The organism is Flavitalea plasmicola, assembly GCF_030546645.1.
Classification (GTDB): domain Bacteria; phylum Bacteroidota; class Bacteroidia; order Chitinophagales; family Chitinophagaceae; genus Puia.
Map to the genome: position 1 here is coordinate 518758 of NZ_JAUOTO010000007.1, position 25101 is coordinate 543858.

Annotated in this window: 22 protein-coding genes; 6 read left to right on the forward strand and 16 right to left on the reverse strand. The window is 52.0% G+C overall.

What is annotated here, in order from left to right; all coding sequences use genetic code 11:
• Positions 1–171: 171 nt before the first annotated feature.
• Positions 172–1002, forward strand: a complete 831-nt coding sequence (locus Q4E93_RS27530) for a KilA-N domain-containing protein (protein WP_303590874.1) — start codon at positions 172–174, stop codon at positions 1000–1002.
• Positions 1003–1091: 89 nt separating this feature from the next.
• Here Q4E93_RS27530 and Q4E93_RS27535 read toward each other — a convergent pair whose 3' ends face one another.
• From Q4E93_RS27535 to Q4E93_RS27600, 14 genes are all read right to left on the reverse strand, one after another.
• Positions 1092–1652 carry a DUF420 domain-containing protein gene (locus Q4E93_RS27535; RefSeq protein ID WP_303590875.1) on the reverse strand — a complete coding sequence of 187 codons (561 nt, stop codon included), beginning with the start codon at positions 1650–1652 and terminating at the stop codon, positions 1092–1094.
• The gene (locus Q4E93_RS27540) at positions 1649–2452 is read right to left on the reverse strand and encodes an SCO family protein (protein ID WP_303590876.1); all 804 of its coding nucleotides are present in this window, start codon (positions 2450–2452) and stop codon (positions 1649–1651) included. Before Q4E93_RS27540 ends, Q4E93_RS27535 begins: the two co-directional genes overlap by 4 nt.
• A 67-nt stretch (positions 2453–2519) precedes the next feature.
• A complete protein-coding gene (locus Q4E93_RS27545; protein WP_303590877.1) occupies positions 2520–2963 on the reverse strand; it encodes a cytochrome C oxidase subunit IV family protein in 444 nt (147 codons plus the stop codon).
• Between the two features lie 112 nt (positions 2964–3075).
• Complete coding sequence (locus tag Q4E93_RS27550) at positions 3076–3750, reverse strand: cytochrome c oxidase subunit 3 (protein ID WP_303590878.1); 675 nt, start codon at positions 3748–3750, stop codon at positions 3076–3078.
• A 47-nt stretch (positions 3751–3797) separates the two neighbouring features.
• Positions 3798–4352 (reverse strand): cytochrome c oxidase subunit 3, encoded by a 555-nt coding sequence (locus tag Q4E93_RS27555; protein WP_303590879.1) that lies wholly within the window; start codon positions 4350–4352, stop codon positions 3798–3800.
• A gap of 22 nt (positions 4353–4374) precedes the next feature.
• A complete protein-coding gene (gene cyoE, locus Q4E93_RS27560; RefSeq protein WP_303590880.1) occupies positions 4375–5262 on the reverse strand; it encodes a heme o synthase in 888 nt (295 codons plus the stop codon).
• Positions 5262–7082, reverse strand: coding sequence for a cytochrome c oxidase subunit I (locus Q4E93_RS27565; protein ID WP_303590881.1), 1821 nt, complete (start codon positions 7080–7082; stop codon positions 5262–5264). The genes cyoE and Q4E93_RS27565 overlap by 1 nt, the downstream gene beginning before the upstream one ends.
• A gap of 66 nt (positions 7083–7148) precedes the next feature.
• Complete coding sequence (locus tag Q4E93_RS27570) at positions 7149–8195, reverse strand: cytochrome c oxidase subunit II (RefSeq protein ID WP_303590882.1); 1047 nt, start codon at positions 8193–8195, stop codon at positions 7149–7151.
• Positions 8196–8215: 20 nt separating this feature from the next.
• The gene (locus tag Q4E93_RS27575; protein ID WP_303590883.1) at positions 8216–9436 is read right to left on the reverse strand and encodes a quinol:cytochrome C oxidoreductase; all 1221 of its coding nucleotides are present in this window, start codon (positions 9434–9436) and stop codon (positions 8216–8218) included.
• Between the two features lie 33 nt (positions 9437–9469).
• Positions 9470–10132, reverse strand: coding sequence for a c-type cytochrome (locus Q4E93_RS27580; RefSeq protein ID WP_303590884.1), 663 nt, complete (start codon positions 10130–10132; stop codon positions 9470–9472).
• Positions 10133–10171: 39 nt separating this feature from the next.
• Entirely contained in the window at positions 10172–10753 is a 582-nt protein-coding gene (locus Q4E93_RS27585) for a DUF3341 domain-containing protein (protein WP_303590885.1), read from the reverse strand.
• 45 nt (positions 10754–10798) lie between these two features.
• Positions 10799–12271 carry an NrfD/PsrC family molybdoenzyme membrane anchor subunit gene (gene nrfD, locus Q4E93_RS27590; RefSeq protein ID WP_303590886.1) on the reverse strand — a complete coding sequence of 491 codons (1473 nt, stop codon included), beginning with the start codon at positions 12269–12271 and terminating at the stop codon, positions 10799–10801.
• A 75-nt stretch (positions 12272–12346) separates the two neighbouring features.
• Complete coding sequence (locus tag Q4E93_RS27595) at positions 12347–15529, reverse strand: TAT-variant-translocated molybdopterin oxidoreductase (RefSeq protein WP_303590888.1); 3183 nt, start codon at positions 15527–15529, stop codon at positions 12347–12349.
• A gap of 115 nt (positions 15530–15644) precedes the next feature.
• Positions 15645–16916 carry a c-type cytochrome gene (locus tag Q4E93_RS27600; RefSeq protein WP_303590890.1) on the reverse strand — a complete coding sequence of 424 codons (1272 nt, stop codon included), beginning with the start codon at positions 16914–16916 and terminating at the stop codon, positions 15645–15647.
• 339 nt (positions 16917–17255) lie between these two features.
• On the opposite strand from Q4E93_RS27600, the gene purN reads away from it, so the two are divergent.
• The 5 genes from purN (at position 17256) to Q4E93_RS27625 (ending at position 22215) form a co-directional block, all read left to right on the forward strand.
• Positions 17256–17828: a phosphoribosylglycinamide formyltransferase gene (gene purN, locus Q4E93_RS27605; protein WP_303590891.1), complete on the forward strand. Its 573-nt coding sequence runs from the start codon at positions 17256–17258 to the stop codon at positions 17826–17828.
• An 80-nt stretch (positions 17829–17908) separates the two neighbouring features.
• Positions 17909–18661, forward strand: coding sequence for a carboxypeptidase-like regulatory domain-containing protein (locus Q4E93_RS27610; protein WP_303590893.1), 753 nt, complete (start codon positions 17909–17911; stop codon positions 18659–18661).
• Positions 18662–18681: 20 nt separating this feature from the next.
• Positions 18682–20277: a serine hydrolase gene (locus Q4E93_RS27615; protein ID WP_303590895.1), complete on the forward strand. Its 1596-nt coding sequence runs from the start codon at positions 18682–18684 to the stop codon at positions 20275–20277.
• A gap of 34 nt (positions 20278–20311) precedes the next feature.
• Entirely contained in the window at positions 20312–20854 is a 543-nt protein-coding gene (locus Q4E93_RS27620) for a DUF8685 domain-containing protein (protein ID WP_303590897.1), read from the forward strand.
• A gap of 188 nt (positions 20855–21042) precedes the next feature.
• On the forward strand, positions 21043–22215 hold the full coding sequence (locus tag Q4E93_RS27625; RefSeq protein WP_303590899.1) for a dipeptidase: 1173 nt from the start codon (positions 21043–21045) through the stop codon (positions 22213–22215).
• A 16-nt stretch (positions 22216–22231) separates the two neighbouring features.
• Here Q4E93_RS27625 and Q4E93_RS27630 read toward each other — a convergent pair whose 3' ends face one another.
• On the reverse strand, positions 22232–24547 hold the full coding sequence (locus tag Q4E93_RS27630) for an alpha-ketoacid dehydrogenase subunit alpha/beta (protein WP_303590901.1): 2316 nt from the start codon (positions 24545–24547) through the stop codon (positions 22232–22234).
• A 39-nt stretch (positions 24548–24586) separates the two neighbouring features.
• Positions 24587–24940 (reverse strand): phage holin family protein, encoded by a 354-nt coding sequence (locus tag Q4E93_RS27635; RefSeq protein WP_303590903.1) that lies wholly within the window; start codon positions 24938–24940, stop codon positions 24587–24589.
• Positions 24941–25101 lie beyond the last annotated feature (161 nt).

Below are 25101 nucleotides of genomic sequence, written 5' to 3' on the forward strand. Positions count from 1 at the left end.
CGCTTCTTCTATTGTTGAACTTATTGGGAATTATTCCTGCTTGTTACTACTCGAAGGCCAAATGCGATGTGGCTTCATGAAAACCTAATTTAAATTTAAACAAGTTCAGGTATAACTTAAGCCTATAGGTCAGGAGGTCGATAACCTGATATGCATTTAAACCCATATTGTATGCCAGAAAAAAAACAAACGATAGAAGTAAAAGGTACGCCCATTACCATAATGCAGGTCAATCAACAGGACTATATTTCATTGACTAATATTGCGAGACACAAGAATCCCAATGAGCCCAAAGATATTGTTAAGAACTGGATGCGGTCGAAAACTACCATTGAATTCTTAGGCCTGTGGGAGAAACTGCATAATCCGAAGTTCAAAGGGGTCGAATTCGACTCCTTTGTTCGGGAAGCAGGCAGCAATGCTTTCGTATTATCACCTACTAAATGGATCGAAAATACCCATGCTATCGGAATTATATCCAAGCCCGGTAATACTGGAGGCACATATGCGCACAAGGATATTGCTTTTGAATTTGCAGCTTGGCTTAGTGCAGAATTCAAGTTATATCTCATTATGGAGTTCCAACGTCTCAAAGACGAAGAAAATAGCGTAAAGAAACAGGAATGGACGCTGCAGCGTACCCTTTCCAAGATCAATTATCGTATTCATACCGATGCTATCAAAGAAACGCTGATTCCTCCTGTAATTACCAAAGAGCAGAGCACTACAGTATATGCCAGCGAAGCTGACCTGCTCAATGTAGCTTTGTTCGGCCAAACAGCCAGGCAGTGGCGAGACCAAAATCAGGGTAAACAAGGTAATATCCGCGATGAAGCTTCACTGGAACAATTGGTGGTATTGACTAACCTGGAAAGCATCAATGCACTTTTAATACGGAAAGGGTATTCGCAAACTGAGAGGTTACAACAACTAAACGAAGTGGCCATTCAACAAATGAAATCCCTTTTAGCAAACACCGCTGTAAAAAAGCTCTCACGATAAGGAAACAACAGAATACCTTGTGATTGGAACGCTTTTCAGCATAGGCATCGCAATAATCACAGGTCAGCTTGTAAAAATATACATGTAAATCAATAATACCTGCTGATCATCAGATAAACCACCACTCCCGTCACCGCCACATACAGCCAGATCGGCCAGGTGATCCTCGCCAGCCGGCGATGTTTGTCGAACTTTTCCTGGAAAGCGCGCTGCAAGGTGAACAACACCAAAGGAATGATAATACCGGAAAGTATGATGTGTGAGCTGAGGATAAAATAATACACATACCGCAACGGCCCCGCCTGCGCCTTTTCATCGACGCTGACAATGCCGTCATGGTTCACATCCCCATACAGCGTGGAAGGATTCGAAGCGTGATAGATCACATAGGAGATGAGAAAAATGCTGCTGAGCACGACAGCAGTAAGATTCGCCCGCTTGTGCGCCGCTACCTGCCCATTCCTGATAAAATACAGGCTGGCCAGCAGCAGGATCGCCGTGCTCGAGTTCAGGATGGCATGGAACAAAGGCAGGAAATGCGTATTGAACCCAAAGTCGACCTTCACCTGCGGTACCAGGATCAGGAACGCCACAGCCGCCGGAATGGCAATGCTGACGATAATAATGGGTACGGTAAGGTTGCGATTCATATATATTCTCTCTTTTTCTGTTTGCGGGAAAAATACACCACTGCGCCAATGGTTCCCAAAATTACGATGGCAAAGGGGATCATCAGCGGCCTCAGCTCCGTAAAAATGGACTTTCTTCTTTTATCTTTCTCCAGCATGATAAACACGATGTCCTCCGCCAGCCGGGCCATCTCCACCGTATCCGTCCCATGATAGTACCCCCGGACCACCCGGTCCTTGTCCAGCAGAGCCACATAGTCCGTATGCACAAAGTCCGAATCGACACTGACACTGTCCTGCAGTCCCAGCTTCAGCTCGTTGAGCGCAAAGTCGTAAATAGTCTTCTTCGGGCCCGTCAGCATCCACCAAACCTCCGGGTTGACGCCATATTTATCGGCATATTTCTTTATCACCGGCACGCTATCCCTCAGGGGGTCCACCGTCAGGGATAAGAAGCGGACGAAGGTCGTGTCCACCCGCTTCACCTCGTTGCGGATCTTCAACGCATCCTGCAGCTTCCGCATATTGTGCGTCAGCACCGGGCAAATGCTGGCGCAATGCGTAAAGAAAAAATCGACGATAAAGACCTTCCCATTTTCCTGGTCCAGGGACACCTGCTCGCCCAGTTGGTTCTGCAGGCTGAGATTGGCCACCTGATGCCACAATGTGTCGGAGACCTCCTTGCCGTTCTTTATCTTCGTCACCACCGAGTCCGGGTAATACCTCCTGGGCATCTCCACATTATAACGGCTGGCCACCGCATAGAACACCAGGGGAAGAAAGACCGCTACCGCTATTGCCAACCACGCTTTTCTGTTCATAATAAAAAAACCATCGCTGTTAGCGATGGTTATATAATTTTAATTAATTCTAAACACCGCCGTAGGGCTACTCAGCCGCTCCGGGCTTCTTCGCTGCAGGCTCGTGCCCTTCATGCTCTCCCTCTGCCGCAGGCGCTTTCTCCTTGCTCATCTCCAGGTGATGCCTGTCATACCTGTTGCGCAGGTTCTTGTACGAATTACCTTCATACAGGAAAGAAATGATGAACCATATAAATAAGGTCGCAGGGACGGCTATCGTCATGATCAGGTTCTTCAGCTCATGACGAAGGTGCATGAACTCCGCAATAATATAAAATGCCTTCGCACAGGTGAGGATCAGGTAAACCCCATTCAGCACATACTTGGGGGGGAAACCCGTTTTCAGGTGGATCGTCGCCAGCACCAGTTCCACCAGCGTGATACCCAGCAATATCCAGAACGTCCTCCAGATGGGCTTCGTGTTGAATTCGGGTTCGTGATGCTGACTGCCGGCTGTCTGAATATTTTCCATACTATTCTATTTTTGTGCGACGGTTATGGTTTATCCTGAAAACTAACCCATCCCCGTCGCACGGCTAATGATGGGCCTTCGGCCAGCGAACCTGTGGTTCGCTATTATTTTTTTAAAGCAGATAAAAACAAGTGAATACAAACACCCATACCAGGTCCACAAAGTGCCAGTAAAGACCAGCCTTCTCGATCATCAGGTAATGGCCCCTCTTTTCAAAATCACCCCGCAGGTTCTTTATCAGCATGATGATATTGATGATCACCCCCGAGAATACATGGAATCCATGGAACCCCGTGATGGTAAAGAAGAAGTTCGTAAAGTTAGTCGTGGCAGCGCTGCCGTCGGCATTCACAAAAGGATTCCTGCCCCACCAGGCGCCCTCGCTATGCAGGTGCGTCCATTCCCAGGCCTGGCAGCCTAAGAACATAAGTCCGCCAATGATCGTGAGGATCATATAAAAGGTCACTTTCTTCCGGTCGTTCTGATGGCCCGCAGCCACCGCCAGCACCATGGTCACCGAACTCATTATCAGGATAAACGTCATCAGGCTCACAAACACCAGCGGCAGGTGGGTATCCCCCATCAGCGGAAAAGCCCTGAAGACCTCGTTGGGGTCAGGCCAGCCATTGGTGGCAAACCGGATAGAGCCATACGATATAAGAAAAGCGCCGAATGTGAAAGCATCACTCATCAGGAAATACCACATCATCAGCTTCCCATACTCCACATTGAACGGACTCTTCCCGCCGCTCCACCATTTTTGTCCTGCTGGTACACTATGTGCCATGTTGCTATTTTAGTTGGTTTGTAAAGTTATTTAACTATTGACGAATATTATTTTATGCCCATAAAGAAAATGAACAAATAGATCCATAACAAGTCCACAAAATGCCAATAAGTGCTCATCAACTCAATCGGGATACTGTCATATCGGCGAACCTTTGACGCAAAGGCTTTGATAAACAATATGATCAGCGCAACGATCCCACCCAGCACGTGCAGCGCATGCAATCCTGCAATAATGTAGAGGAATTGCCCGCCTCCCGAACCCTTCAGCGTAATACCACTGTTCCAGATGCTCTTGAACCCTATCCACTGCAGTCCCACAAAAGCCACCCCCAGGAAAGCCGTCAAGGTGATCAGGTTGCGGTACCTCATCATCTCCCGCTCCTTGAACGCCTTCAGCGCCATCTGCACCGTCACGCTGCTCAGCAGCATGACCCCCGTGGAATACCAGAACGCCCGGGGAATGGAGAACGTCGTCCAGCCCGGTGCATCCCGCTTGACGATATAGGCGCTGGTGAGCCCCGCAAACATCATGACAATGCTGCCCAGTGCTACCCATAACGTGAATTTATGGGGATGTATTTTCTTTCTCTGTTCGTTCACTTTTATGTTTGCTTCAATCACCTCAGGAAACTTTATTCGCTAATAAGGCCAGTAATACTACTGGTAAATAAATATAACTGCTGAACATCACCCGCCGCGCCGCCTTCACCGTCATCTCCCTGTACAACCTTACACACTGTCCCACCATGAATAGGTTGGCGATCAACACCACCACCAGGCTCACGATCCCGCTCATCCCCGTGAAGTAAGGCAGTACGCCCACAGGCAGCAGCAGCAACGAATAGATGATGGCCTGTATGGCGGAATACTTCGTCGGCCCTTCATTGGACGGCAACAGCTTGAAGCCGGCCTTCGTGTAATCCGTATGAGCGATCCAGGCAATTGCCCAGAAATGGGGAAACTGCCAGAAGAACTGGATGGCGAACAGGACCCAGCCGCCAACGCTCAGATCATCATTTCCCGCCGCCCAGCCGATCAGGCAGGGTAGGCTACCCGGTACGGCGCCCACCAGCACAGAGATCGAGCTCACTTTCTTCAGCGGCGTATAAATGAACGCATATACAAAAAGACTGAAGGCAGCCAGTGCGGCGGAAAGCAGGTTGAAATGCCACCAGAGGATCAACACCCCTGCCAGCCCCGCAAAAACCGCAAAGCCCCAGGCCTCTCCCGTGCTCATCCTTCCGGATGCCACCGGCCGGTTAGCCGTCCGCTTCATCACCGCATCCGTATCTTTCTCCACCACCTGGTTGATCGTATTGGCGCTGCCCGTCACCAGCATCCCGCCCAAAAAGAACAGCAGGATCGAGACAAGGTCATACTCCTTTACTTTCGGCGCCAGCAAATAGCTGATCAGCGCCGAGAACACCACCATAAAGCTGAGATTGAACTTGATCAGCAGCTTGTAATCCTGCAGCTTGCCGGATAATTTGAAAGAGCTTGACGCGCCCATTAATGAGCGCTTTCATTGCTGCCCAGCGGCTCGGTCTGGGGAATGAAATCCCTCCCGTCCTTGGCATAATCATAAGCCCAACGATGCACTTCGGGGATCTCGCCAGGCCAGTTGCCATGTCCCGGACGGATCGGCGCTGTCCATTCCAGCGTCGTTGCTCCCCAGGGATTTTGCGTGATCACTCTCCTTCCCTTGAAAATGGAATAGAAGAAGTTGAACACGAACAGCAGCTGTGCGGCAAAGACGATCATCGCCACCGTGGAGATGAACCTGTTCAGGCCACCGAACTGGTTGAACGACAGCCAGCCGCTGTAGTCGAGATAACGGCGCGGCATGCCGGCCAGACCCTCATAGTGCATAGGCCAGAAAATAAGGTACGCACCCACCAGCGTGATCCAGAAATGGATGTACGCCATGGTATTGTTCAAATACCTTCCATACATCTTCGGGAACCAATGGTAGATACCGGCAAACATGCCCAGTATCCCCGAAACCCCCATCACGATGTGGAAGTGCGCGATAACAAAATACGTATCATGTAATTGAATGTCCAGCGTAGAGTTACCCAGGAAGATACCCGTCAGACCACCGGAGATGAACATGCTTACAAAGCCGATGGCAAAAAGCATGGCCGGCGTAAAGCGGATATTCCCCTTCCACAATGTCGTCAGCCAGTTGAATACCTTGATCGCGGAAGGCACGGCGATCAGCAGCGTCAGCAGCACGAACACCGATCCCAGGAAAGGATTCAACCCCGTTACGAACATATGGTGCGCCCATACCAGGAACGCAAGGACGGCAATGGCGAACATGGATCCCACCATGGCCATATAACCGAAGATGGGCTTCCGTGCATTCACGGACATCACCTCGGACACGAGACCCATCGCGGGTAATATAATGATATACACTTCCGGATGACCCAGGAACCAGAATAAGTGCTGGTACAGGATAGCGCTGCCCCCTTCGTTGGGCAGTGCCTTGCCGGAAGCAATATAAATATCGCTCAGGTAGAAGCTGGTGCCGCCATGACGGTCGAACAACAGCAGGATAAAGCCGGACAGCAGTACGGGGAATGAAAGGACGCCCAGGATGGCGGTGAAGAACAACGCCCAGATCGTCAATGGCATCCGCGTCATGCTCATACCTTTCGTACGCAGGTTGAGGATCGTGGAGATATAGTTCAGACCTCCCAGCAGCGAAGAGACAACAAACAACGCCATCGAGATGATCCACAGGTCCATCCCTATCTTGGAGCCTTCCGATGCATCACCCAGGGCGCTTAAAGGAGGATAAGACGTCCATCCACCGCTGGCAGGACCGGTCTCTACGAACAGCGAAGACAGCATCGTCACGCTGGCCAGCCAGAAGAACCAGTAGGACAGCATGTTCAGCATGGGAGAAGCCATATCCCTGGCGCCCAGCTGCAGGGGAATGAGGAAGTTGGCGAACGTGCCGCTCAATCCACCCGTCAATACGAAGAACACCAGTACCGTACCGTGCATAGTCACCAGCGCATAATAGAATTCCGGCTGGATCTGACCGCCTTTGGCCCACTTGCTGCCAAGCAGGTCCTCCAGGATCTGGAAATGCGCATCAGGATACCCCAGCTGCAGACGGAACAACACTGACATCAACCCGCCCAGGATCGCCCAGATCATCCCCGTGATGAGGAACTGCTTGGCGATCATCTTATGATCCTGGCTGAACACATATTTGGTAATAAAGGTTTCTTTGTGGTGATGGCCATGCTCGTCATGGTGCACATCGGCATCATGCGATGTAGCTGCGTGTCCGTGTAATGTTGCTTCGTTGCTCATGAGAAAAAATTTTATTGATAACCCGTCGCTGCTATGATAGCTTATTCTTTCTTTTTCTTTTATTGCCTAATTGATCCCCGCAGTGGAAGGGTTCTTCGGCAATGTGTCGATCTTCGGCTGCGCAGAAGGATCCTTATCGGGGAACGCCAGCACATAAGCCGCCTTTTGCTTGGCCTTCCACAGGATGAGCTCGTCATGCGTCACCACCTTTACGACAGCGCGCATGGTAAAGTGGCCCTTTCCGCACATCTGGTCGCAGGAAAGCTCATATTCGAAGTCAGGATTGCCCAGCTTCTTCTTCATCTCATCCGTCGTGAACTTGGGAGTGAACCACATCGTCGTGGGCGTGCCAGGCACCGCATCCATCTTCTGCCTGAAATGTACCAGGCCTACGTCATGTACCACGTCACGGGAATTGATGATCAGCTTGATCGGCTTGAGTACTTCGATATACATTTCATTTCCGACCACCACATCGTCATGCCCGGAAGGATCATCCCAGATAAGTCCCAGGGAATTACCCGCCGCCTCGTCGATGTTCTTATAATATTTCTTTCCGAATACGCCGTCCTTGCCCGGATAACGGAAGATCCATCCAAACTGCTTACCCGTTACTTCCACCTGCGCGGCATCGGCAGGAGCCTCGCCCGTGATGCGGAACCAGTAGAACAGGCCAAAACCCACCAGGACCGTCAGCGCAATGGCCGGCACCACCGTCCAGATGATCTCCAGGCGGTTGTCATGGGGAAAATAATACGCCGTCCTTTTCTCGGAATACTGGTATTTATATGCGAACCAGAACAGCAGGATCTGGGTGATGACGAATACCACACCCGTGATGGCGATCGTGATATACATCATGGTGTCGATCTGCTCGCCATGTTTGGAGGCGGACTCTCCAAGGATCTTGCCCCTGTACAGCTCGTTGCACCAGTATACTCCGATCAGACCCAGCACCAGGAATGCGATCATCAGGAAGCCGTTGATACGGTTATTCGCCTCAAAATTTTTCTTTTCGCCCTTCAATACACCCACATACTCACTTGCCTTCGCGATCTGAAAGGTGATCAGGAAACCTAATAACAGGATCAGTAACAGAAAAAGAGTTGACATGATAATCTATTAAACGATTTTTAAGTATGGTGGATGATACTTTCTTTCAGGAAAGGATGATTTCTCGCCAGCAACGGATACTTGGCCAATGCCAGCCCTGTCCGCCACATGATCAGCCCTACGAATCCCAGCGCGATACCGAAATCGAACAGGTTCATAGGAACATGGTCGGGATAATGATGCGGAAAAACCATCTGATAAAAATCCAGCCAATGTCCGAAAATGATCAATATCGACATAAAGGTCACCGTTGCATAGTTCCGCTTGGCGTTCCTGCTCATGTAGATCAGCAGCGGGGCAAGGAAGTTGATGATAAGGTTCAGATAAAAGATCCCCGTGTACGCACCGATCAACCGGGGTTTGAAATAAATAGTCTCTTCGGAAATATTCGCATACCAGGTCAGCATAAACTGCGCGAACCAGAGATAGGTCCAGAAGATCGAAAACGCAAACTGGAATTTGCCCAGGTCATGCAGGTGTTCCTCATTCACTAATTCCAGGTAGCCTTTATTCTTCAGGTAGATCACAAACAACGTGATCAACGCCATGCCGGAAACAAAAGAGCTCGCAAACGTATACCAGCTGTACATCGTGGAGAACCAATGCGCGTCAATGCTCATCAGCCACAACCAGGGTGTCACCGAAGCCACGGTCAGGGCAAACCATACGATGTAGATCGCCGCCCATACGGTATTATTGAACATATATTTCTTGCCTTGCTCGATGGTCAGCGGCGTATTGTCGATGCTGCGGGAAAGACTGCGCATCTTCATCCCCAGAACGATCCACAGTCCGATGGTCAGAATGCTCCAGACAGTGAAGAAGGTAGGGCTGAGAAAGCCGCTCTTCCCTTTGAGTATCTCGTCATGAGCGACATGATCTCTGTTCAGCCATTCGTAAATGGTTTCCTTACCGCCAACAACAATACACATCAGTATAATGAATGTGATTATGCCGATGGGGATCACAGAGATGGAAATGGCTTCCGTCACCCGGCGGAATGTCATCTGGAAACCACCCCAGGCCAGGGTGGTCGCGCAAATGAAGAACATGGCCGCATTGACGATCAGCAAAAAGTATACGCTGTTCTGCAGCAATGTAGCCCAGAAACGTGTTCCGTGATCGACATTACCATACATGATGAACCCAATGATCAGAGAAAGTATACCCACGCCCATCAGACCAAGGGACCACTGTTTGAACCGTCCGGGTATTTCAAAATGCTCTTTAATCGATGACATTCGAGAATGTTTTAATGTATTCTTTAATCCTTATTATTTCTTGGCGGCAGTTGAATCGGCATTCTTCACAGGTACGGGCGCATTGGCCGATGCAGCCGTCGTCTTACCCGCCCCTTGTCGCGACTTGATATAACCTATCACCATCCACCGTTGCTCCGTGTTCAGCTGCGAAGCATAGCTTCCCATCTTATTCTTTCCGTAAGTAGCGGAATAGAACATCTGACCTTCGGGCATCGCCTCATAGCGAGCGTCTCCCACCAGTTGCGCCGGCTTGGAAGGGAAAGGACCATCACCGCCTTTGTAAAGCGGGCCATTGCCGTCCATCTTGGCGCCATGGCAAATAGCGCAGTTCACCAGGTACAGACGGGCAGCTTCCACCGTATCCATGGAGGTCAGCGGGTTCTTCACCAGCCGGGAAGCCGCATAGTTCGTGCTATCCCCGTCTGCATCCTTCTTCAGCAGGAAAGGGAACAGCTCGCCTCTCTTGATCGTGCCAGCCACCGGCGCATTGCTGAAATGAATGCCTTTCTTTAACAGTTCCGCTTTCACCTCTTCCGTGACGGAATAAGTCTCATAAGCACGGCTGTAGGCCATATCAGGCATATAGACTCTACCGGGCTTGCGCCTTACGCCGTCGCAGCTGGCCATCAGCACAACCGCGGCTACTAAAAACGATAAAATGGATATTTTTTTCATCTGCAATTAATGTCTTACTGTCCTTTTTTCAATATTTACTTAAGCTAACGACGTCCCGATCGGCGTCTTATCCTTATCATAACGGCCCAGCCACCAGCCCGACTCCGCCACCTGTGTATTGATCCCCTTGGCGCCGATGGATGCCAGAAAGGCCTGGATCTCCCCTTCATTGCTCTTAGCCGTCAGCTCCAGCACCACCGTAAACTGGTCGTCCGTGCTCCGCAGATTGAAATGATGCTTGCGGACAAAAGGCGCCAGGTTACAGAGATAACAAAATGTCATCACCATCCCTACAGCAGAGAACAATACGGTCAGCTCGAATGTAATAGGTATCCATGCCGGCAGGTCAAAATGCGACTTACCGCCGAAATTGATAGGCCAGTCGGAATTGAAGATCCACCCGATGCCGCTCAGCGCTGTCGTAGTCCCGGTGATGCCGTAAATGAATCCCGCCGTATGCAGGCTGGTATCCCGCAGCCCCATCGCTTTGTCCAATCCGTGGATCGGCATGGGCGTATATACATCATGGATCTTATAGCCAGCGGAACGGATCTTTTTCACTCCGGCGAACAGCTCCGGCTCATCCTCGAAATATCCTACTACAAATTTTTTTACTGCCATAATCTTTTATTATATAATGATCATCTTCTTATTTAAGCAAAAGCATTAGTGCGCCGCATGAGGAGCATGCTCATGCACGTGCGCATGCTCGCTCGCAAACTCTTCCACGGACACCTTTTCGATCCCATCCATCTTTTCCTTGTAGATAGCCCCTGATTTCTTCAGGATATGCTTGATCTCGGCGATGGCGATGACAGGGAAGAACTTCGAGAACAGGAAATAACAGGTGAAGAACAACCCGAAAGTTCCCATGTAGAAACCGATCTCCCAAATAGTAGGTCTGTAATACGTAGACCAGGAGCTGGGAAGATAATCCCGGTAGATGGAAGTAACGATGATCACAAAACGTTCGAACCACATCCCGATGTTCACGATCACGGACATGAAGAAAGTCACGGTAAGGTTCCTTCTCATCTTCTTGAACCAGAAGATCTGCGGAGACAGCACGTTACAGCCCATCATCAAATAGTAGCTCCAGCCATAGGGACTGAAGATGTTCACGCGGTTCTGCATGAAGGCCCAGTTCTCGAAGGGGTTCTGGCCATACCAGGCAATGAAAAGCTCCGTCAGGTAGGCAACGCCCACAATAGAGCCCGTCAGTACAATTACTTTATTCATCACTTCGATATGCTCCAGCGTAATATATTCTTCCAGGCTCAATACCTTCCTGGTCACCAGCAGCAGCGTTTGCACCATGGCGAACCCGGAGAAGATGGCGCCCGCAACGAAATAAGGCGGGAAGATGGTCGTATGCCAGCCGGGAATGACAGAGGTGGCGAAGTCAAAGGATACGATGGTATGTACGGAAAGTACCAGGGGCGTACTGAGACCCGCCAGCACCAGCGACAAAGCCTCATGACGCTGCCAGTGCTTGGCAGAACCTGTCCAGCCAAAAGAAGTAAGGCCATAGAACATCTTCCTCCATTTCAGCTTGGCCCTGTCCCGCACCGTTGCCAGGTCAGGCAGCAAGCCGGAATACCAGAACAGCAGCGATACGGTGAAGTAAGTCGAGATAGCGAATACGTCCCACAGCAGCGGTGAGTTGAAGTTCACCCACAGGGGTCCGCGCGTATTGGGATAAGGCATTACAAAGAAAGCCATCCACACACGGCCCATGTGCCAGATAGGGAACTGGCCGGCGCACATCACCGCAAAGATCGTCATGGCTTCCGCCGCACGGTTCACCCCTGTACGCCATCCCTGACGGAACAGCAGCAGGATCGCAGAGATCAGGGTTCCGGCGTGACCGATACCGACCCACCACACGAAGTTGGTGATATCCCAGCCCCAGCCGATGGTCCTGTTCAGGTTCCACTGACCGACCCCGAAGATCACCTCATGCGTGACGGAGATGATACCGAAAATGAGCAAACCCACCGAGATAAGGAACCCGATCCACCATGCACGGGAAGGAGTGGCCTCTATTGGACGCACAATATCTTCCGTGACTTCGTGATAACCTTTCTGACCTTCAACCAAGGCTGGTCTTACCTGTGATTCGTACCTTAATGATGCCATAGTATTTTGAGCTTTTAGCCAGGCCCGGGGCCCGCTGTTTAATTCTTCTCTGGTTATAATACCTTTTTATACTGCTTAAGCATGCTTCTCTTCCGCTGCCTGCAGCTCTTCTTTTACGCCCCTGATCACATCCGTATGACGGACCTTGGCCAGGTAGTTGACATTGGGCAAAGTATGCACTTCCTCGATGACATAGAACAGGCGTTGCGCATTCTCCTTCCTCGTCCGGCTCACCAGGCTCGCATGGTCGTTGACATTGCCGAATACGATGGCGTCGGAAGAACATGCCTGCTGGCAGGCCGTCCGTACGTCCTCCATATCTTTCAGCTGACGGTTCTCCTTCTTGGCCTTCAGCTTGCCTTCCTGCAAACGCTGTACGCAGAAGGAACATTTTTCCATCACCCCGCGGCTGCGCACGGTAACATCCGGGTTCAGCACCATGCGGGTCAGGTCGTCGTTCATCTGGAACACTGTGGGATCCAGCTTGCCGACAGTCGTTTGGTCCTGGTTGTTCGGGAAGCTGTCGGCCCCCGTGTAATCAGCCCAGTTGAAACGACGTACTTTATAAGGACAGTTGTTGGCGCAATACCTGGTACCGATACAACGGTTGTAAGCCATCTGGTTCAGCCCTTCGCTGCTGTGGTTCGTTGCAGCCACAGGACATACGTTCTCGCAGGGGGCATTGTCGCAATGCTGGCAAAGCATCGGCTGGAACACCGTCTGGATACTGTTCGGGTCGTCCAGGTCGCCGCTGAAATAACGGTCGATCCGGATCCAGTGCATATCGTGGTAGCGCAGCACCTCGCTTTTGCCGACAACAGAGACGTTGTTCTCCGCATGGCACGCTACCACACAGGCGCCGCAGCCATAGCAGGCATTCATATCGATGGACATGCCCCATTTAATGCCGGGCTTGTCATACATGGGATACAAAGTCCCCTCTTTATCAAAGTTTTCGATCCCGCCGAAAGGCTTCAGCTCCTTCTCCCGCTCTTCCTGGAGCTCTTCAGGATGTTTGACGAACTGGTCCAGCGTAATTTCCTTCACCACCTGGGTACGCTCTTCATACGTGTTGTGCATCTGCGTCTGCGCGATGTCATAGAAACTATCTTTGGGCTTTTCGATACCGGCAATAGGCGCACTCCATTCCACTGTGGTCCCGTTGAAGCTCAGCAGAGGGAAAGCATTCCAACCCGCACCCACGACAGACTTTCCGATAAAATCAGCGGTATTTTCTGGCTTGGCGCTGCTGCGGCCAAAACCTACTGCCACCCCGATCACGTTATTATCCGTGCCGGGCACGACCACCACAGGCAAGGTTATCTCCTTATTGCCTACTTTTATTTTGATCAGCTGTTTTTTCGGATGTACCTCATACGCGTCGGCCTGGCGACGGTCTGCGAGGTCCATATCTTTCCAGTTCTCCTTGGCAAACTTGGGGGACACGACAGCATAGTTGTCCCAGGTAGCCTTGGTAACAGGGTCCGGCAGCTCCAGCAGCCAGGGGTTGTTGGCCTGTGCGCCGGTGCCCATGGATATCTTCTGGTAGATCACCAGCTCGAAGCCAGCGCCTTTTTTAGTATTGCCGATGGCAGCAGCAGCCTCGGCCAGCTTGGCGCCGCTGAAGGCGGCACCGGCAGCAGCAGCAGCCGTGGCAGGCTCCGCCACACCTTCCTGCAGGGCCTTCTCATACGCCTCGACACTGCCCAGCTTGCTCGTCCAATATTGTGTAAAATAATGTTCGTAAGTAGTGGCGCTTCCACTCCATTTCAACAGGGAATCTTCAAAAGCCCTGGTCTTGAACAGGGGAGAGATGGTCGGCTGGATAAAGCTGTAATGACCGGGCTTCGCTTCAGTATCACCCCAGCTTTCCAGGAAATGAGGGGCAGGCAGCACGAACTTCACCAGTTCGGAAGTCTCATCCAGGCGATCGTTGAAAGATATAGAGACCTTCGCTTTCGCCAGCGCAGCTTTGAAGCCGGCGCCGTCGTAATAGTCATACACAGGATTGACGCCGTAGATCAGCAGCGCACCGACCCTGCCGCCATTCAGGTCGGCAACCAGCGTGTTCATCTCGCTGTCAATACCCTGGCGGGTCTGCAGGGGCGTCGACCAGTCAATGGTCGAACCGCCGGCGCCGATCGCTTCGTTGATGGCATTCACCACCACTTGTATATCAGGATTATTGCTGCCGCTGACGACCAGGGCCTTGCCCTTGTTCTCCAACAGGTCCTTCGCTGCTTTCTTCACACCCGCTTTTAGCTTCTCATCGAGAGCAGGAGCAGTAACGCCTACGCCCAGCTCAGCCGCCAGGGCCAACGCCACAGCGCCAGCCTCGGAAGGACGGTGGGTGTAGCGGTCATCCGCATTGGCGCCCGTCATGGACAGAAGGCTTTCAAACTGGTAGTGCTTGCTCATCGACGGGTTCTTCTCGTCGATCTTCCTGTTCTTGGCATATCCAATGCTATACTCCAGGTGGGCACCCCAGGTACCGAGGAAATCGGCGCCCAGGCTCACAATGACCTTTGCATTCTCAAATCGGTAGGAAGGCAGCGCCTTTTTACCATAAGTGGTCTCGTTGGCCAGCAGCATACCGCTGTAGCTGTCAGCATCATACTGCACATGACGGCTGCCGGGATATTTTGCTAAGAATTCACTGATGATCTGTTTGGTAGTAGGGGAGGTGATGGTTCCTGTCAGCAGGACCAGGGGAGCTCCGGCAGCACCTGCCAGCGCATCGCTCACCAGCTTGTCGAAAGCCTCGAATGTGCTTACTTCCTGGGGCTTGCCATCGACGATCTGCACGGGGAAGCGGAGACGGGCCGTATCATACAGGTCCAGTACGGCAGCCTGCACACGGGCGGAAGTAGCGCCTTTGGTAATGGACGACATCTCATTACCCTCCAGCTTGATGGGCCGGCCATCCCTTACCTTGGCGACGACAGGAACGATATCCCCGCCGACGTTGTAAGTAGTGGCATACCAGTCAGCCACACCAGGCACCATATTCTCGGGCTTGTTCAGGTAGGGTACAACCTTTTTAACAGGGATCTCGCAGCTGGCAGCCAACGTCGCAGCAGCCGTGCTGAACCCTAAATATTTCAAGAAATCCCTCCGGGGGGCTTTCGCGTCGAGCAATCCTTTTCCATCCAGGCCTTCCAACGGTAAATCCTCTTTGAATTCATTCTCCGTTGATTTCTGAAACGCTTCACTGTTATTGCGCTCTCCGAAACTTTGCCAGTACTTTTTGTCGCTCATATTTGAGAAATTTCACCCCGGTCTCCGGACGATCCCGGACAGAGCCTTAAGGGGCTTGAATTTTACATTATATATATAATAGGTCTTGATCTTCTTCTTAAGCTTTGCGCAGAGACTAATAGTGACATTTCTGGCACTCCGTACCACCGATGTTCTCAACGGTGACACTGTCCATCTTGCCTGTCTTCAAATCCTTATGGAATTTCTCGTAAATGCTGTAGAACTTGTTGCCATTGCCCGTGGAATCGCCGAAATTGACTTTCGTGGTACGGTGGCAGTTGATACACCAGCCCATGCTCAGGTCGGCAAATTGCTTCACCTCGTCCATTTCCTGGATAGGACCATGACAAGTCTGGCATTGTACCTTGCCGGCACGGATATGCTGGGAATGGTTGAAGTATACATGGTCAGGGAGACTGTGGATCTTCACCCACTCTACAGGCTTGGCGCTTGCCGCATTCGAGTAACGCTGCGTTTTGGGATCATAGCCGGTGTAGCTGTAGAGCTTCTGGATCTCATCCGTTCCATTCACTTCGCTGCCGTCCTCACGGTACAGCTTCGGGCCCTTGGTGTAGTCGTTGATCGCCGCGTGACAGTTCATACAAACATTGAGAGAAGGTACGGTAGCATGCTTGCTCTCCCAGGCATTGGTATGACAGTAAAGACAGCTGATCTGGTTGATCCCCGCATGCACCTTGTGCGAATAGAAGATCGGCTGCACTGGCTGGTAGTTCTTCGTACGTCCCAGGCCGATGGCGCCCTGAACAACCCAGTATCCACCAAGAATAAAGAGGATGAGTATGACGAAAGTAATATAGACCTTGTTGCGATAGAATGGGATGGGCTCGTGCGCGGGAATGCCTTCCTTATCGTCGGAAAGCTTCTTCAGGCTGCTGTTCACCTGCAACAGCACCATCATGATGATGGCCAGGATCAGGGTGAGGATGCCATACAGCAGCGTATTATCCCCTTCTTCCTTCTGGGTGGGCGTGCCCTCTCCCGGTGTTGCAGTAGGAGCCTGGTACGTTTCCACATACTTCAGAATGTCGTCGATGTCCGCATCAGACAGATTGGGAAAAGTGTTCATCGCCGCCTTATTGAACTGCGCATAGAGGGCAGTAAAATACGGGTTGCCGCTTTGAAGCACTTTTGAGTTGTTCTTGATCCAGTCATGCAGGAGCTTCTTGTCCGGCACCCGCTCCGTCACTCCTTTCAGAGCCGGTCCGAGAACTTGCTTTACGGGGCTGTGACAGGAAGCACAATTCGTTTGGAAAAGGGTCTTACCCTTTGTCGCATCCTGTGCATAACCCGTATTACCCATTGAAACCAGCGAGGAGAGGAGGATACTGAAGATAAACGTTTTTACAATCGGTCTATGATGGATCATATATACAATCTGTTGTATAATGTGGAAAAATCTCTTTGCAGAGCCCCAGGCATCTGTAACAGGTTGCAAAAATAAGCCAGGATTTTAACAATATATCAACATCGTCGAAATTTTTTTTCCCGTATTTGGCGTGGGTTTCAGCGAATTGTACAAACGATCTATGACCTTCTGTCATATTACTGTCAGCGGGATTTTTGAACAAAATTCAATGTTCAAATCGGGAGGGGAAGGGGAACTTTTTTAGTTCCGGCAATCGATGAAGCAGTCCCAAAAATACGGGACTTTCCCAGAAACGTTACATAAACGCTTTTATTTTCCGCCTGCTCCATACATTTGCAGATGCAGCAGATTGCCATTTTCGCTTCGGGCGCCGGATCAAACGCAGCCCGTATCATAGACCATTTTCGGCATCATTCTTCCATTAAAATAAGCCTGGTCGTTTGTAACAAACCTGACGCCGGCGTGTTGAATATTGCCGCCAGGGAGCATATTCCAACGCTGCTGCTCGAAAAGGAAAGGTTCTTCCGGGGCGATGCGTACGTGCCTGTGCTAAAGGAGCTAAACATCCACTTCATTGTACTAGCAGGTTTTTTGTGGAAGGTTCCCTCCGCGCTCGTACAGTCCTACAAAGGCAAAATTGTCAATATCCACCCGGCCCTCCTGCCCAAATACGGAGGGAAAGGAATGTACGGCCGCCTCGTGCACGAAGCCGTCATTGCCGCAAAAGAGAAAGCATCCGGCATCACCATTCATTATGTCGACGAATTATACGATCATGGCCAGACCATCTTCCAGGCCTCCTGTTCCATCGACGAAGACGATACCCCCGAGACCCTGGCACAGAAAGTGCACTTGCTGGAGCACGAACATTTTCCCCGGATCATCGAGCAGGTCCTTCTGGGCGACAGCTGATCAAAAAAACGTTAAACCAACGACCCCTGCACCATTATTTCCCGATTTGGTAGTAATATCACCGCAAAAATAATCGTCTTTTGGCCCATTCTACCCATAAAGCATTACTGGTTCTGACTTTATCCTTCACCTTCCTCGCCTGTGGGAAGGCTTGGGGCCAACAGGTGACGATCCACGGGACCGTATATAATATGTACAGGACCCGGCCGCTGGAAAGAGTCAGCGTAATGGCCGCTTCGGGGAAGGGCACGGCTACCGACTCCAACGGCAACTACTCCATCCAGCTCTCGCTCACCGACTCCATCTCTTTCTCCTACCTGGGCAGGGCCACGCAGATGTTCCCCGTCAAAGACATCAACAGCATTACAGGCTTCGACATCGCCCTCCACGTGGATCCCCTGGAGCTGAAAGAGGTCAGGGTCATGCCCCACAACTATCATATGGACTCCCTCCAGAACCGGAAGGATTACGCCAAGGTCTTCGATTTCAGGAAACCCGGCTTCAAGCTCACCAGCCCCACCACCAGCGGCGGCCTGGGTGCGGGAGTGGACCTCGACGAGCTGATCAACGTCTTTCGCCGCCAGCGCACCCGGCGCATGCTGGCTTTCCAGGGCCGGCTCGTGGATGAGGAAAAAGAAAAATTTGTGGACCACCGTTTCACCGAATACACCGTCAAAAAGATCACGCATCTCACAGGCGACGAGTTGGACAGCTTTATGGTAAAATACAGGCCCTCCTATGAATTCTGTGTCAAAGCCACCGATTACGATTTCTTTGACTATATTAAGATCGCATTCAAACAATATAAGGTCGATCGAAAAGACCAGCCTTAGCGAAACCAAAACACTTTCCCATGAACAAGCATTTCTGCCGGCCGCTCCTCACCTTGCTGGTCGCGGCCTGCTTTTACGGCCAGCCAACCGCCCTTGCCATCCGCTCCTGGTGCAACCCTATCGCTGCCGTTCACTTCTCTTCCCCTGCCACTGACACCCTCCCGTCCTTCCTCCGCGACAGCCTCGACACCTACGTCGGGCGGGCCCTCACCGACTGGGAGATCCCCGGCGTCGCCGTTTGCGTGGTAAAGGACGGACAGGTAGTGCTGATGAAAGCCTACGGCGTAAAAGAGCTGGGCAGGCCCGACAAGGTAGACACCAACACTTTATTCATGATCGGCAGCAACACCAAGGCTTTCACGGCCACCGCCCTGGCCATGCTGGACGCCGGTAAAAAACTTTCGCTGGATGACAAGGTCACCCAATGGCTGCCTGAATTCAGGCTGGACAACAAGGCCGCCGGCGAACAGGCCATCATCCGGGATCTCCTTTGCCATCGCCTGGGATTTATGACCTTCCAGGGCGATTTCACGTATTGGACCAGCAACCTCACCCGGGAGCAGGTCATCGAAAAGATGTCCCATATCAAGGCAGTCTACCCCTTCCGGACCACCTGGGGCTACACCAATGCCGCCTTCCTCACCGCCGGCCAGATCATCCCCAAAGCCTGTGGCCGCACCTGGGAACAATTCATACAGGACAGCCTCTTCACGCCGCTGGGCATGACCCATTCACTCGCACTTAGTAAAGACCTTCCCGGCGCCCCCAACAAATGCGCCCCCTATACCATGGCCGATGGAAAGCTAATGCGGATCCCCTATTGCAGCATCGACAACCTCGCCCCGGCAGGCAGCATCAGCTCCTCCGTCAGCGACATGAGTAAATGGGTCATCATGCAGCTGAACAAAGGGAAATATGAAGGCAGACAGGTGGTTCCCTCCTCGGCCATCGCACAGACCCGCTGGCCCCATTCCATCCTGGGCAACGGCGGACACCAGTACAATGAAGGACATTTCGCCCTTTATGGCCTGGGCTGGTTCCTGGAAGAATATGACGGGCGAAAGATCGTTTCCCACACGGGCGGCGTCAACGGCTTCGTCACCAGCGTGACCCTCCTGCCCGAGGAGAACCTCGGCATCGTCGTGCTCACTAACACCGACCAGAATGCTTTCTACGAAGCCTTGAAATGGGAGATCCTCGACGCCTGGCTCAAATTACCCTATCGCAACTACAGCAAGGTCTACCTGCAGCGCAGCCTGCGGCAAAGAGAGGCCGAGGCGAAAGAAGATAAAAGCTACCGCGATTCCGTCGCCCTCCACAGATCCCCGGCGCTTCCCCTGGCGGCCTATGCGGGACAATATGCCAGCGAGGTCTATGGGGACATGCAGGTAGTGCTGGAGAAAGGCCAGCTGCGTATGGTGTTTGCCCACCACCCCGACATGTTTGCACGATTGGAACCCCTGGGTGGCAACCGCTTCTACGCAACATTCTCAGACCCCGAATTCAGCAAAGCCGTCTTCCCCTTTGCTGTAGAGGGCAATAAGGTAAGATCCGTTACCGTGAAAGTGGCCGACTTCGTGGAGTACACCCCTTACGAATTCATCAAACGCCCCTAGCGCTTATATTTGTCACAAAAAACCCTCCGAACTTATGGACCAGCTAACCCTCGGCATAGGCACCCGGCTGCAGCATACCCAGTACGGACCCGGCGTGATCGTCGGCATCCGCTTCGCCACCTATCTCATTTCATTCATCAATCACGGTATCAAGGAAGTCGACAAGAATGACACCCACCTGGACGAGATCATTCCGGAAAATGTCACCGAAGAGATCGAAACCCATTCCGATGTAGAACGGTCCCTGCTAAAGATCCTGCGCCTCTGGGGAGGGATCTCCGAGAATGTCCCTCTCGGCGATAAGTGGCGCGGCGGCACCCTGATCCTGAAGTCCTCCGACAATTCCATTAAGCCAAAAGAAGTTCCCATCGACGCCTTCTTCCATAAGATCGTCATGGCCCGCGACAGGCTCCGGGTCCTGGAGCAGCAGATCAATGGCCACAAAGGATTGAGCGATGAGGAAAAGATCAATCTGCAGCAATATATCACACGCATTTACGGCAGTTTCACCACCTTCAATGTGCTGTTTCGTAATAAAGAACAATGGTTCGTGGGAGAGAAGGGGAGTGGGGAATGATTTTCCGGAAAGAAAAACCTCCCCGTTGGGGAGGTTGCTCTAATCAGTTCCATTACCATTAAACCTTATCCTATTAGCGTTAAAAATAGTTGAATTGCAAGAAATTTTCAAGAATTGTGCAAGAAAAGTGCAAAACTTCCACTTATGCAAACGTTTGCTTATTTTTAATGCTACCAAACCTGCGGTTCATGAACTTTCGCTTCCTCTTCCTTTTGTTCTTCTCCGGACCTATTTCTGCCCAATCTTACCAGAAGCTGCATAATAAAGCCATTCTCGTTGATACCCACAATGATGTACTCTCCGGCGTCGTCATGCAGGGAATGGATATCGAAAAGGACCTCACCGGCCGGACCCATTCTGACCTCGCCCGTTTCCGCAAGGGAGGCGTGGATGTACAGGTATTCTCTGTTTTTTGCGACGACCGCTTCGGTAAAGGCACCGCCTTTCGCCGGGCGCTGCAGGAAATAGACTCCCTGTATGCCATTGCCGGCCGCAATCCCCGCACCATGGAGATCGTCAAAGATCCCGCAGGCCTCCGGGACGCTATCCGCCACCATAGGCTGGCCGCCATGATGGGCGTTGAGGGCGGACACATGATCGAGGACGACCTGGACTACCTGGACAGCCTGTTTAAAAGAGGCGTTCGCTACATGACCCTCACCTGGAACAACAGCACCTCCTGGGCCACCTCCGCCAGGGACGAGACAAACCACGCATGGACCGTCACCCCTTACGGACTTACCGACAAAGGCAAAAAGATCGTCCGGCGCATGAATGAGCTGGGCATGCTGGTAGACCTCTCCCACGTCGGCGAACAAACTTTCTGGGATGCCATCCACACCACGACCAAACCCGTCCTGGTATCGCACAGCTCCGTCTACGCCTTGTGCCCCGTATTCCGCAATCTGAAAGACGACCAGATAAAAGCCATCGGCAAAAATGGAGGCGTGATCCAGGTGAATTTTTATTCCGGCTTCCTCGACAGTACCTACATGAAAAGAATGCAGGCCTTCACCGCTTCCCACAGGAGAGAGCTGGACTCCCTGACAGCAGCCAGGACGCCCGACTATGCCATCAACGAATACTTCGCACACACCTATCCACAGGAGAGCAGCGCCCTTAGGCCGCCCTTGTCCCTGCTGATCGATCACATCGATTATATCGTAAAGCTCATCGGCGCAGACCACGTAGGGCTGGGATCCGATTTCGACGGCATCGAATCCGCCCCCCGCGAGCTGGATGACGTGACGACGTATCCGCTGATCACGCGGGAATTATTAAAGCGCGGTTATAGTAAAACGGACATAAAGAAAATATTAGGCGGGAACTTTATAAGAGTGTTGCAGGAGAATATGCGCTAAAGGTCCCCGGCAGGAATTAATACTCCATCAACCTCCTCACATACTCATCCAACCTCGACTTCGCCAAAAAATTCCTCTCCAGCTCAATATTGAAAGGCACCGGCGTATCCAACGACGCACATCGCAGCACCGGCGCATCCAGCAACGCAAAACAATGCTCCCCGATCCATGCAGCCACCTCCGCACCAACCCCACCCGTAAGGGTATCCTCATGCAACACCAGCACCTTTCCCGTCACTCCCACCGACGCACGGATCGCATCATGATCCAAAGGCAGCAACGTCCGCAGATCGAGGATCTCGAAAGAAATATCCTGATGCGCCTCCGCATATTCCACCGCCCAATGCACCCCCGCACCATAGGTGATGATCGCAATATCCCCACCGGATCGCACCCGCCGGGCCTTCCCGATCGGCGTCTCATAGTAAGCCTCCGGCACAGGGCCGCTGATGCTACGATACAACATCTTATGCTCGAAATAAAGGACGGGGTTTGGATCATTGATCGCCGCGATCAGCAGGCCCTTGGCATCCTCCGGCGTAGCCGGGTACACTACCTTCAATCCCGGCGTATGCATAAACCACGCTTCATTGCTCTGCGAATGAAAAGGCCCGGCCCCTACGCCCGCACCCGTCGGCATCCGGATCACCGTGTCCGCCTGCTGTCCCCAACGATAGTGTATCTTAGCCAGGTTATTGACGATCTGCGTAAACCCCGATGTCACAAAATCGGCAAACTGCATTTCCATCACGCTCTTATATCCTTCCAGGCTTAACCCCAGGGTACAGCCAACGATGGCGCTCTCGCACAGCGGCGTATTCCTCACTCTTTCCTTCCCGAATTCTTCCAGGAACCCCTCCGTTATCTTGAATGCCCCGCCATATTCGGCAATGTCCTGCCCCATCAATATCAGCCGGGCATGCTGTTGCATGGACTGACGCAGCCCTTCCCGGACAGCATCCAGCAGGCGCTTCTCGGAAACAGGCCCCATAGGCGACGCAGAAGCCGCCGGCAAAGACTCGACCGCCAGGGCAGACCTCGGCACGGACGCCGCCGCAACAGCCACAGGTGCGGGCGCCTGCACCGCAGCAGACTTTGCCATCTCCCGGATCGGCTTCCTCCGGAAAGTCGACCGCTCATAAGGAGACCCGGTCCCCGCCGACAGATCACCTTCATCGCCCTTTATCATACCATCCCCATCCGACGCTTCACTAATCTCCACTTGTAGCTTGTCGCTTGCAGCTTGCAGCTCCTCTTCCCCTTGCAGCTTGTAGCTTGCAGCTTGTAGCTCCCCTTCCCCTTTCAGCTTGTCGCTTGCAGCTTGTAGCTCATCGCTCGTCGCTCGCAGCTCCCCCGCATACACATCCCTCAGCTCAGCCCCCGTATCAGGCACCACCACCATCGTATCAGCAGACGCCACGGCCAGCTCGGTTTCTATATATTGCCGTATCTCCTCGTGTATACTGCCCACCCTATCATCATTCAACACACCTTGCTCCCTTAAAAAACCCTCAAAATTCACCACCGGATCCTTACGCCCCCAGTCTTCCAGCAAGGACGGCGGAACATATTTGAGACCACTGGCCTCCTCATGCCCCCGCATCCGGAACGTCATACATTCCACCAGGTAGGGCCGTTGATATTTTATACAGTATTCCCTGACGCCCCGCAGGGTATCATAGACCGTAAGGATATTGTTCCCGTCGATCCGCACCCCCTGCATCCCATACCCTTCAGCCTTATACACGAGGCTTTCGCAGCGGTATTGCTCCGATACAGGCGTGCTCAGCGCATAGCCGTTATTCTCCACCAGGAAAATGACAGGCAGGTCCCACACCGATGCCGTATTCAACGCCTCATGAAAATCTCCCTCGCTGGTGCCGCCCTCCCCGGTGAATGCAAGCGCCGCCTTATTCTTTTTGCCAAGCTTATACGCCAATCCCACGCCGTCCGCAATCCCCAGCTGAGGCCCCAGATGCGAGATCATCCCACAAATAGCATATTCCTTACTGCCAAAATGAAAGCTCCTCTCCCGGCCCTTGCTATATCCATCCTTGCTTCCCTGCCACTGCAGGAACAGCCTGGCCAATGGCATTTTCCGGGTAGTGAACACCCCCAGGTTCCGGTGCAAAGGCATGATCCATTCATCCGCCTCCATCGCCATAGTAGCGCCCGTGGCAATGGCTTCCTGCCCGATGCCGCTAAACCATTTGCTGATCTTTCCCTGGCGCAGCAGCAACAGCATCTTCTCTTCTATCATCCGCGGCAGTAAAATGCTCCTGTAAAAATGAATAAGCTCGTCGTTGTTAAAATTCTTTCTGTCAAAATTCATACGATAATTATAAAAGCCGTCTACCAGCCTGCATGGGACCTAATCTTCCCGCCGCTCCCTTCTCGCATCCTTGTACAGAATAGACGTAAGAATAGATAATAACAGGCTGAACAAAAGCGCCCACCCAAAGCTGGCGACCCGGAATCCGTTTACAAAATTCCCGGCCAGCAGAACAATGGCGGCATTGATAACAAAGAGGAACAATCCGAATGTAAAGATCGTGATCGGTAAGGTAAGGATGATCAGGATCGGCTTTAGCAATGCGTTAAGGATGGCCAGCACAAGGGAAAATACCAGCGCCGTCCAAAAGGTATCTATATAGACACCTCTCATCACCGCAGACAGGCCGAAAGCAACGATGGCCGTTATAAGGATGCGGAGGAGAAAGTTCATGCAAATCTTATTTGCATTCAATTTAACACTTGTAGGCAATATTCTTCCAATCTATTTGGAAGCAACCAGGAACAGCATCTTAACTATTTCATTTTCAGCACCTATCACTTCCTATTCATAACACAACTCACAACTCATAGCCCACCGCTTGCAGCTTGTAG

Coding starts and splice junctions, on each gene's coding strand:
- Q4E93_RS27595 (WP_303590888.1), bottom strand. CDS start 15,529: ATGAGCGACAAAAAGTACTGGCAAAGTTTCGGAGAGCGCAATAACAGT.
- Q4E93_RS27565 (WP_303590881.1), bottom strand. CDS start 7,082: ATGAGCAACGAAGCAACATTACACGGACACGCAGCTACATCGCATGAT.
- Q4E93_RS27535 (WP_303590875.1), bottom strand. CDS start 1,652: ATGAATCGCAACCTTACCGTACCCATTATTATCGTCAGCATTGCCATT.
- nrfD (WP_303590886.1), bottom strand. CDS start 12,271: ATGGCATCATTAAGGTACGAATCACAGGTAAGACCAGCCTTGGTTGAA.
- Q4E93_RS27570 (WP_303590882.1), bottom strand. CDS start 8,195: ATGTCAACTCTTTTTCTGTTACTGATCCTGTTATTAGGTTTCCTGATC.
- Q4E93_RS27580 (WP_303590884.1), bottom strand. CDS start 10,132: ATGAAAAAAATATCCATTTTATCGTTTTTAGTAGCCGCGGTTGTGCTG.
- Q4E93_RS27540 (WP_303590876.1), bottom strand. CDS start 2,452: ATGAACAGAAAAGCGTGGTTGGCAATAGCGGTAGCGGTCTTTCTTCCC.
- purN (WP_303590891.1), top strand. CDS start 17,256: ATGCAGCAGATTGCCATTTTCGCTTCGGGCGCCGGATCAAACGCAGCC.
- Q4E93_RS27550 (WP_303590878.1), bottom strand. CDS start 3,750: ATGGCACATAGTGTACCAGCAGGACAAAAATGGTGGAGCGGCGGGAAG.
- cyoE (WP_303590880.1), bottom strand. CDS start 5,262: ATGGGCGCGTCAAGCTCTTTCAAATTATCCGGCAAGCTGCAGGATTAC.
- Q4E93_RS27545 (WP_303590877.1), bottom strand. CDS start 2,963: ATGGAAAATATTCAGACAGCCGGCAGTCAGCATCACGAACCCGAATTC.
- Q4E93_RS27635 (WP_303590903.1), bottom strand. CDS start 24,940: ATGAACTTTCTCCTCCGCATCCTTATAACGGCCATCGTTGCTTTCGGC.
- Q4E93_RS27585 (WP_303590885.1), bottom strand. CDS start 10,753: ATGGCAGTAAAAAAATTTGTAGTAGGATATTTCGAGGATGAGCCGGAG.
- Q4E93_RS27615 (WP_303590895.1), top strand. CDS start 18,682: ATGAACAAGCATTTCTGCCGGCCGCTCCTCACCTTGCTGGTCGCGGCC.
- Q4E93_RS27530 (WP_303590874.1), top strand. CDS start 172: ATGCCAGAAAAAAAACAAACGATAGAAGTAAAAGGTACGCCCATTACC.
- Q4E93_RS27625 (WP_303590899.1), top strand. CDS start 21,043: ATGAACTTTCGCTTCCTCTTCCTTTTGTTCTTCTCCGGACCTATTTCT.
- Q4E93_RS27620 (WP_303590897.1), top strand. CDS start 20,312: ATGGACCAGCTAACCCTCGGCATAGGCACCCGGCTGCAGCATACCCAG.
- Q4E93_RS27575 (WP_303590883.1), bottom strand. CDS start 9,436: ATGTCATCGATTAAAGAGCATTTTGAAATACCCGGACGGTTCAAACAG.
- Q4E93_RS27600 (WP_303590890.1), bottom strand. CDS start 16,916: ATGATCCATCATAGACCGATTGTAAAAACGTTTATCTTCAGTATCCTC.
- Q4E93_RS27630 (WP_303590901.1), bottom strand. CDS start 24,547: ATGAATTTTGACAGAAAGAATTTTAACAACGACGAGCTTATTCATTTT.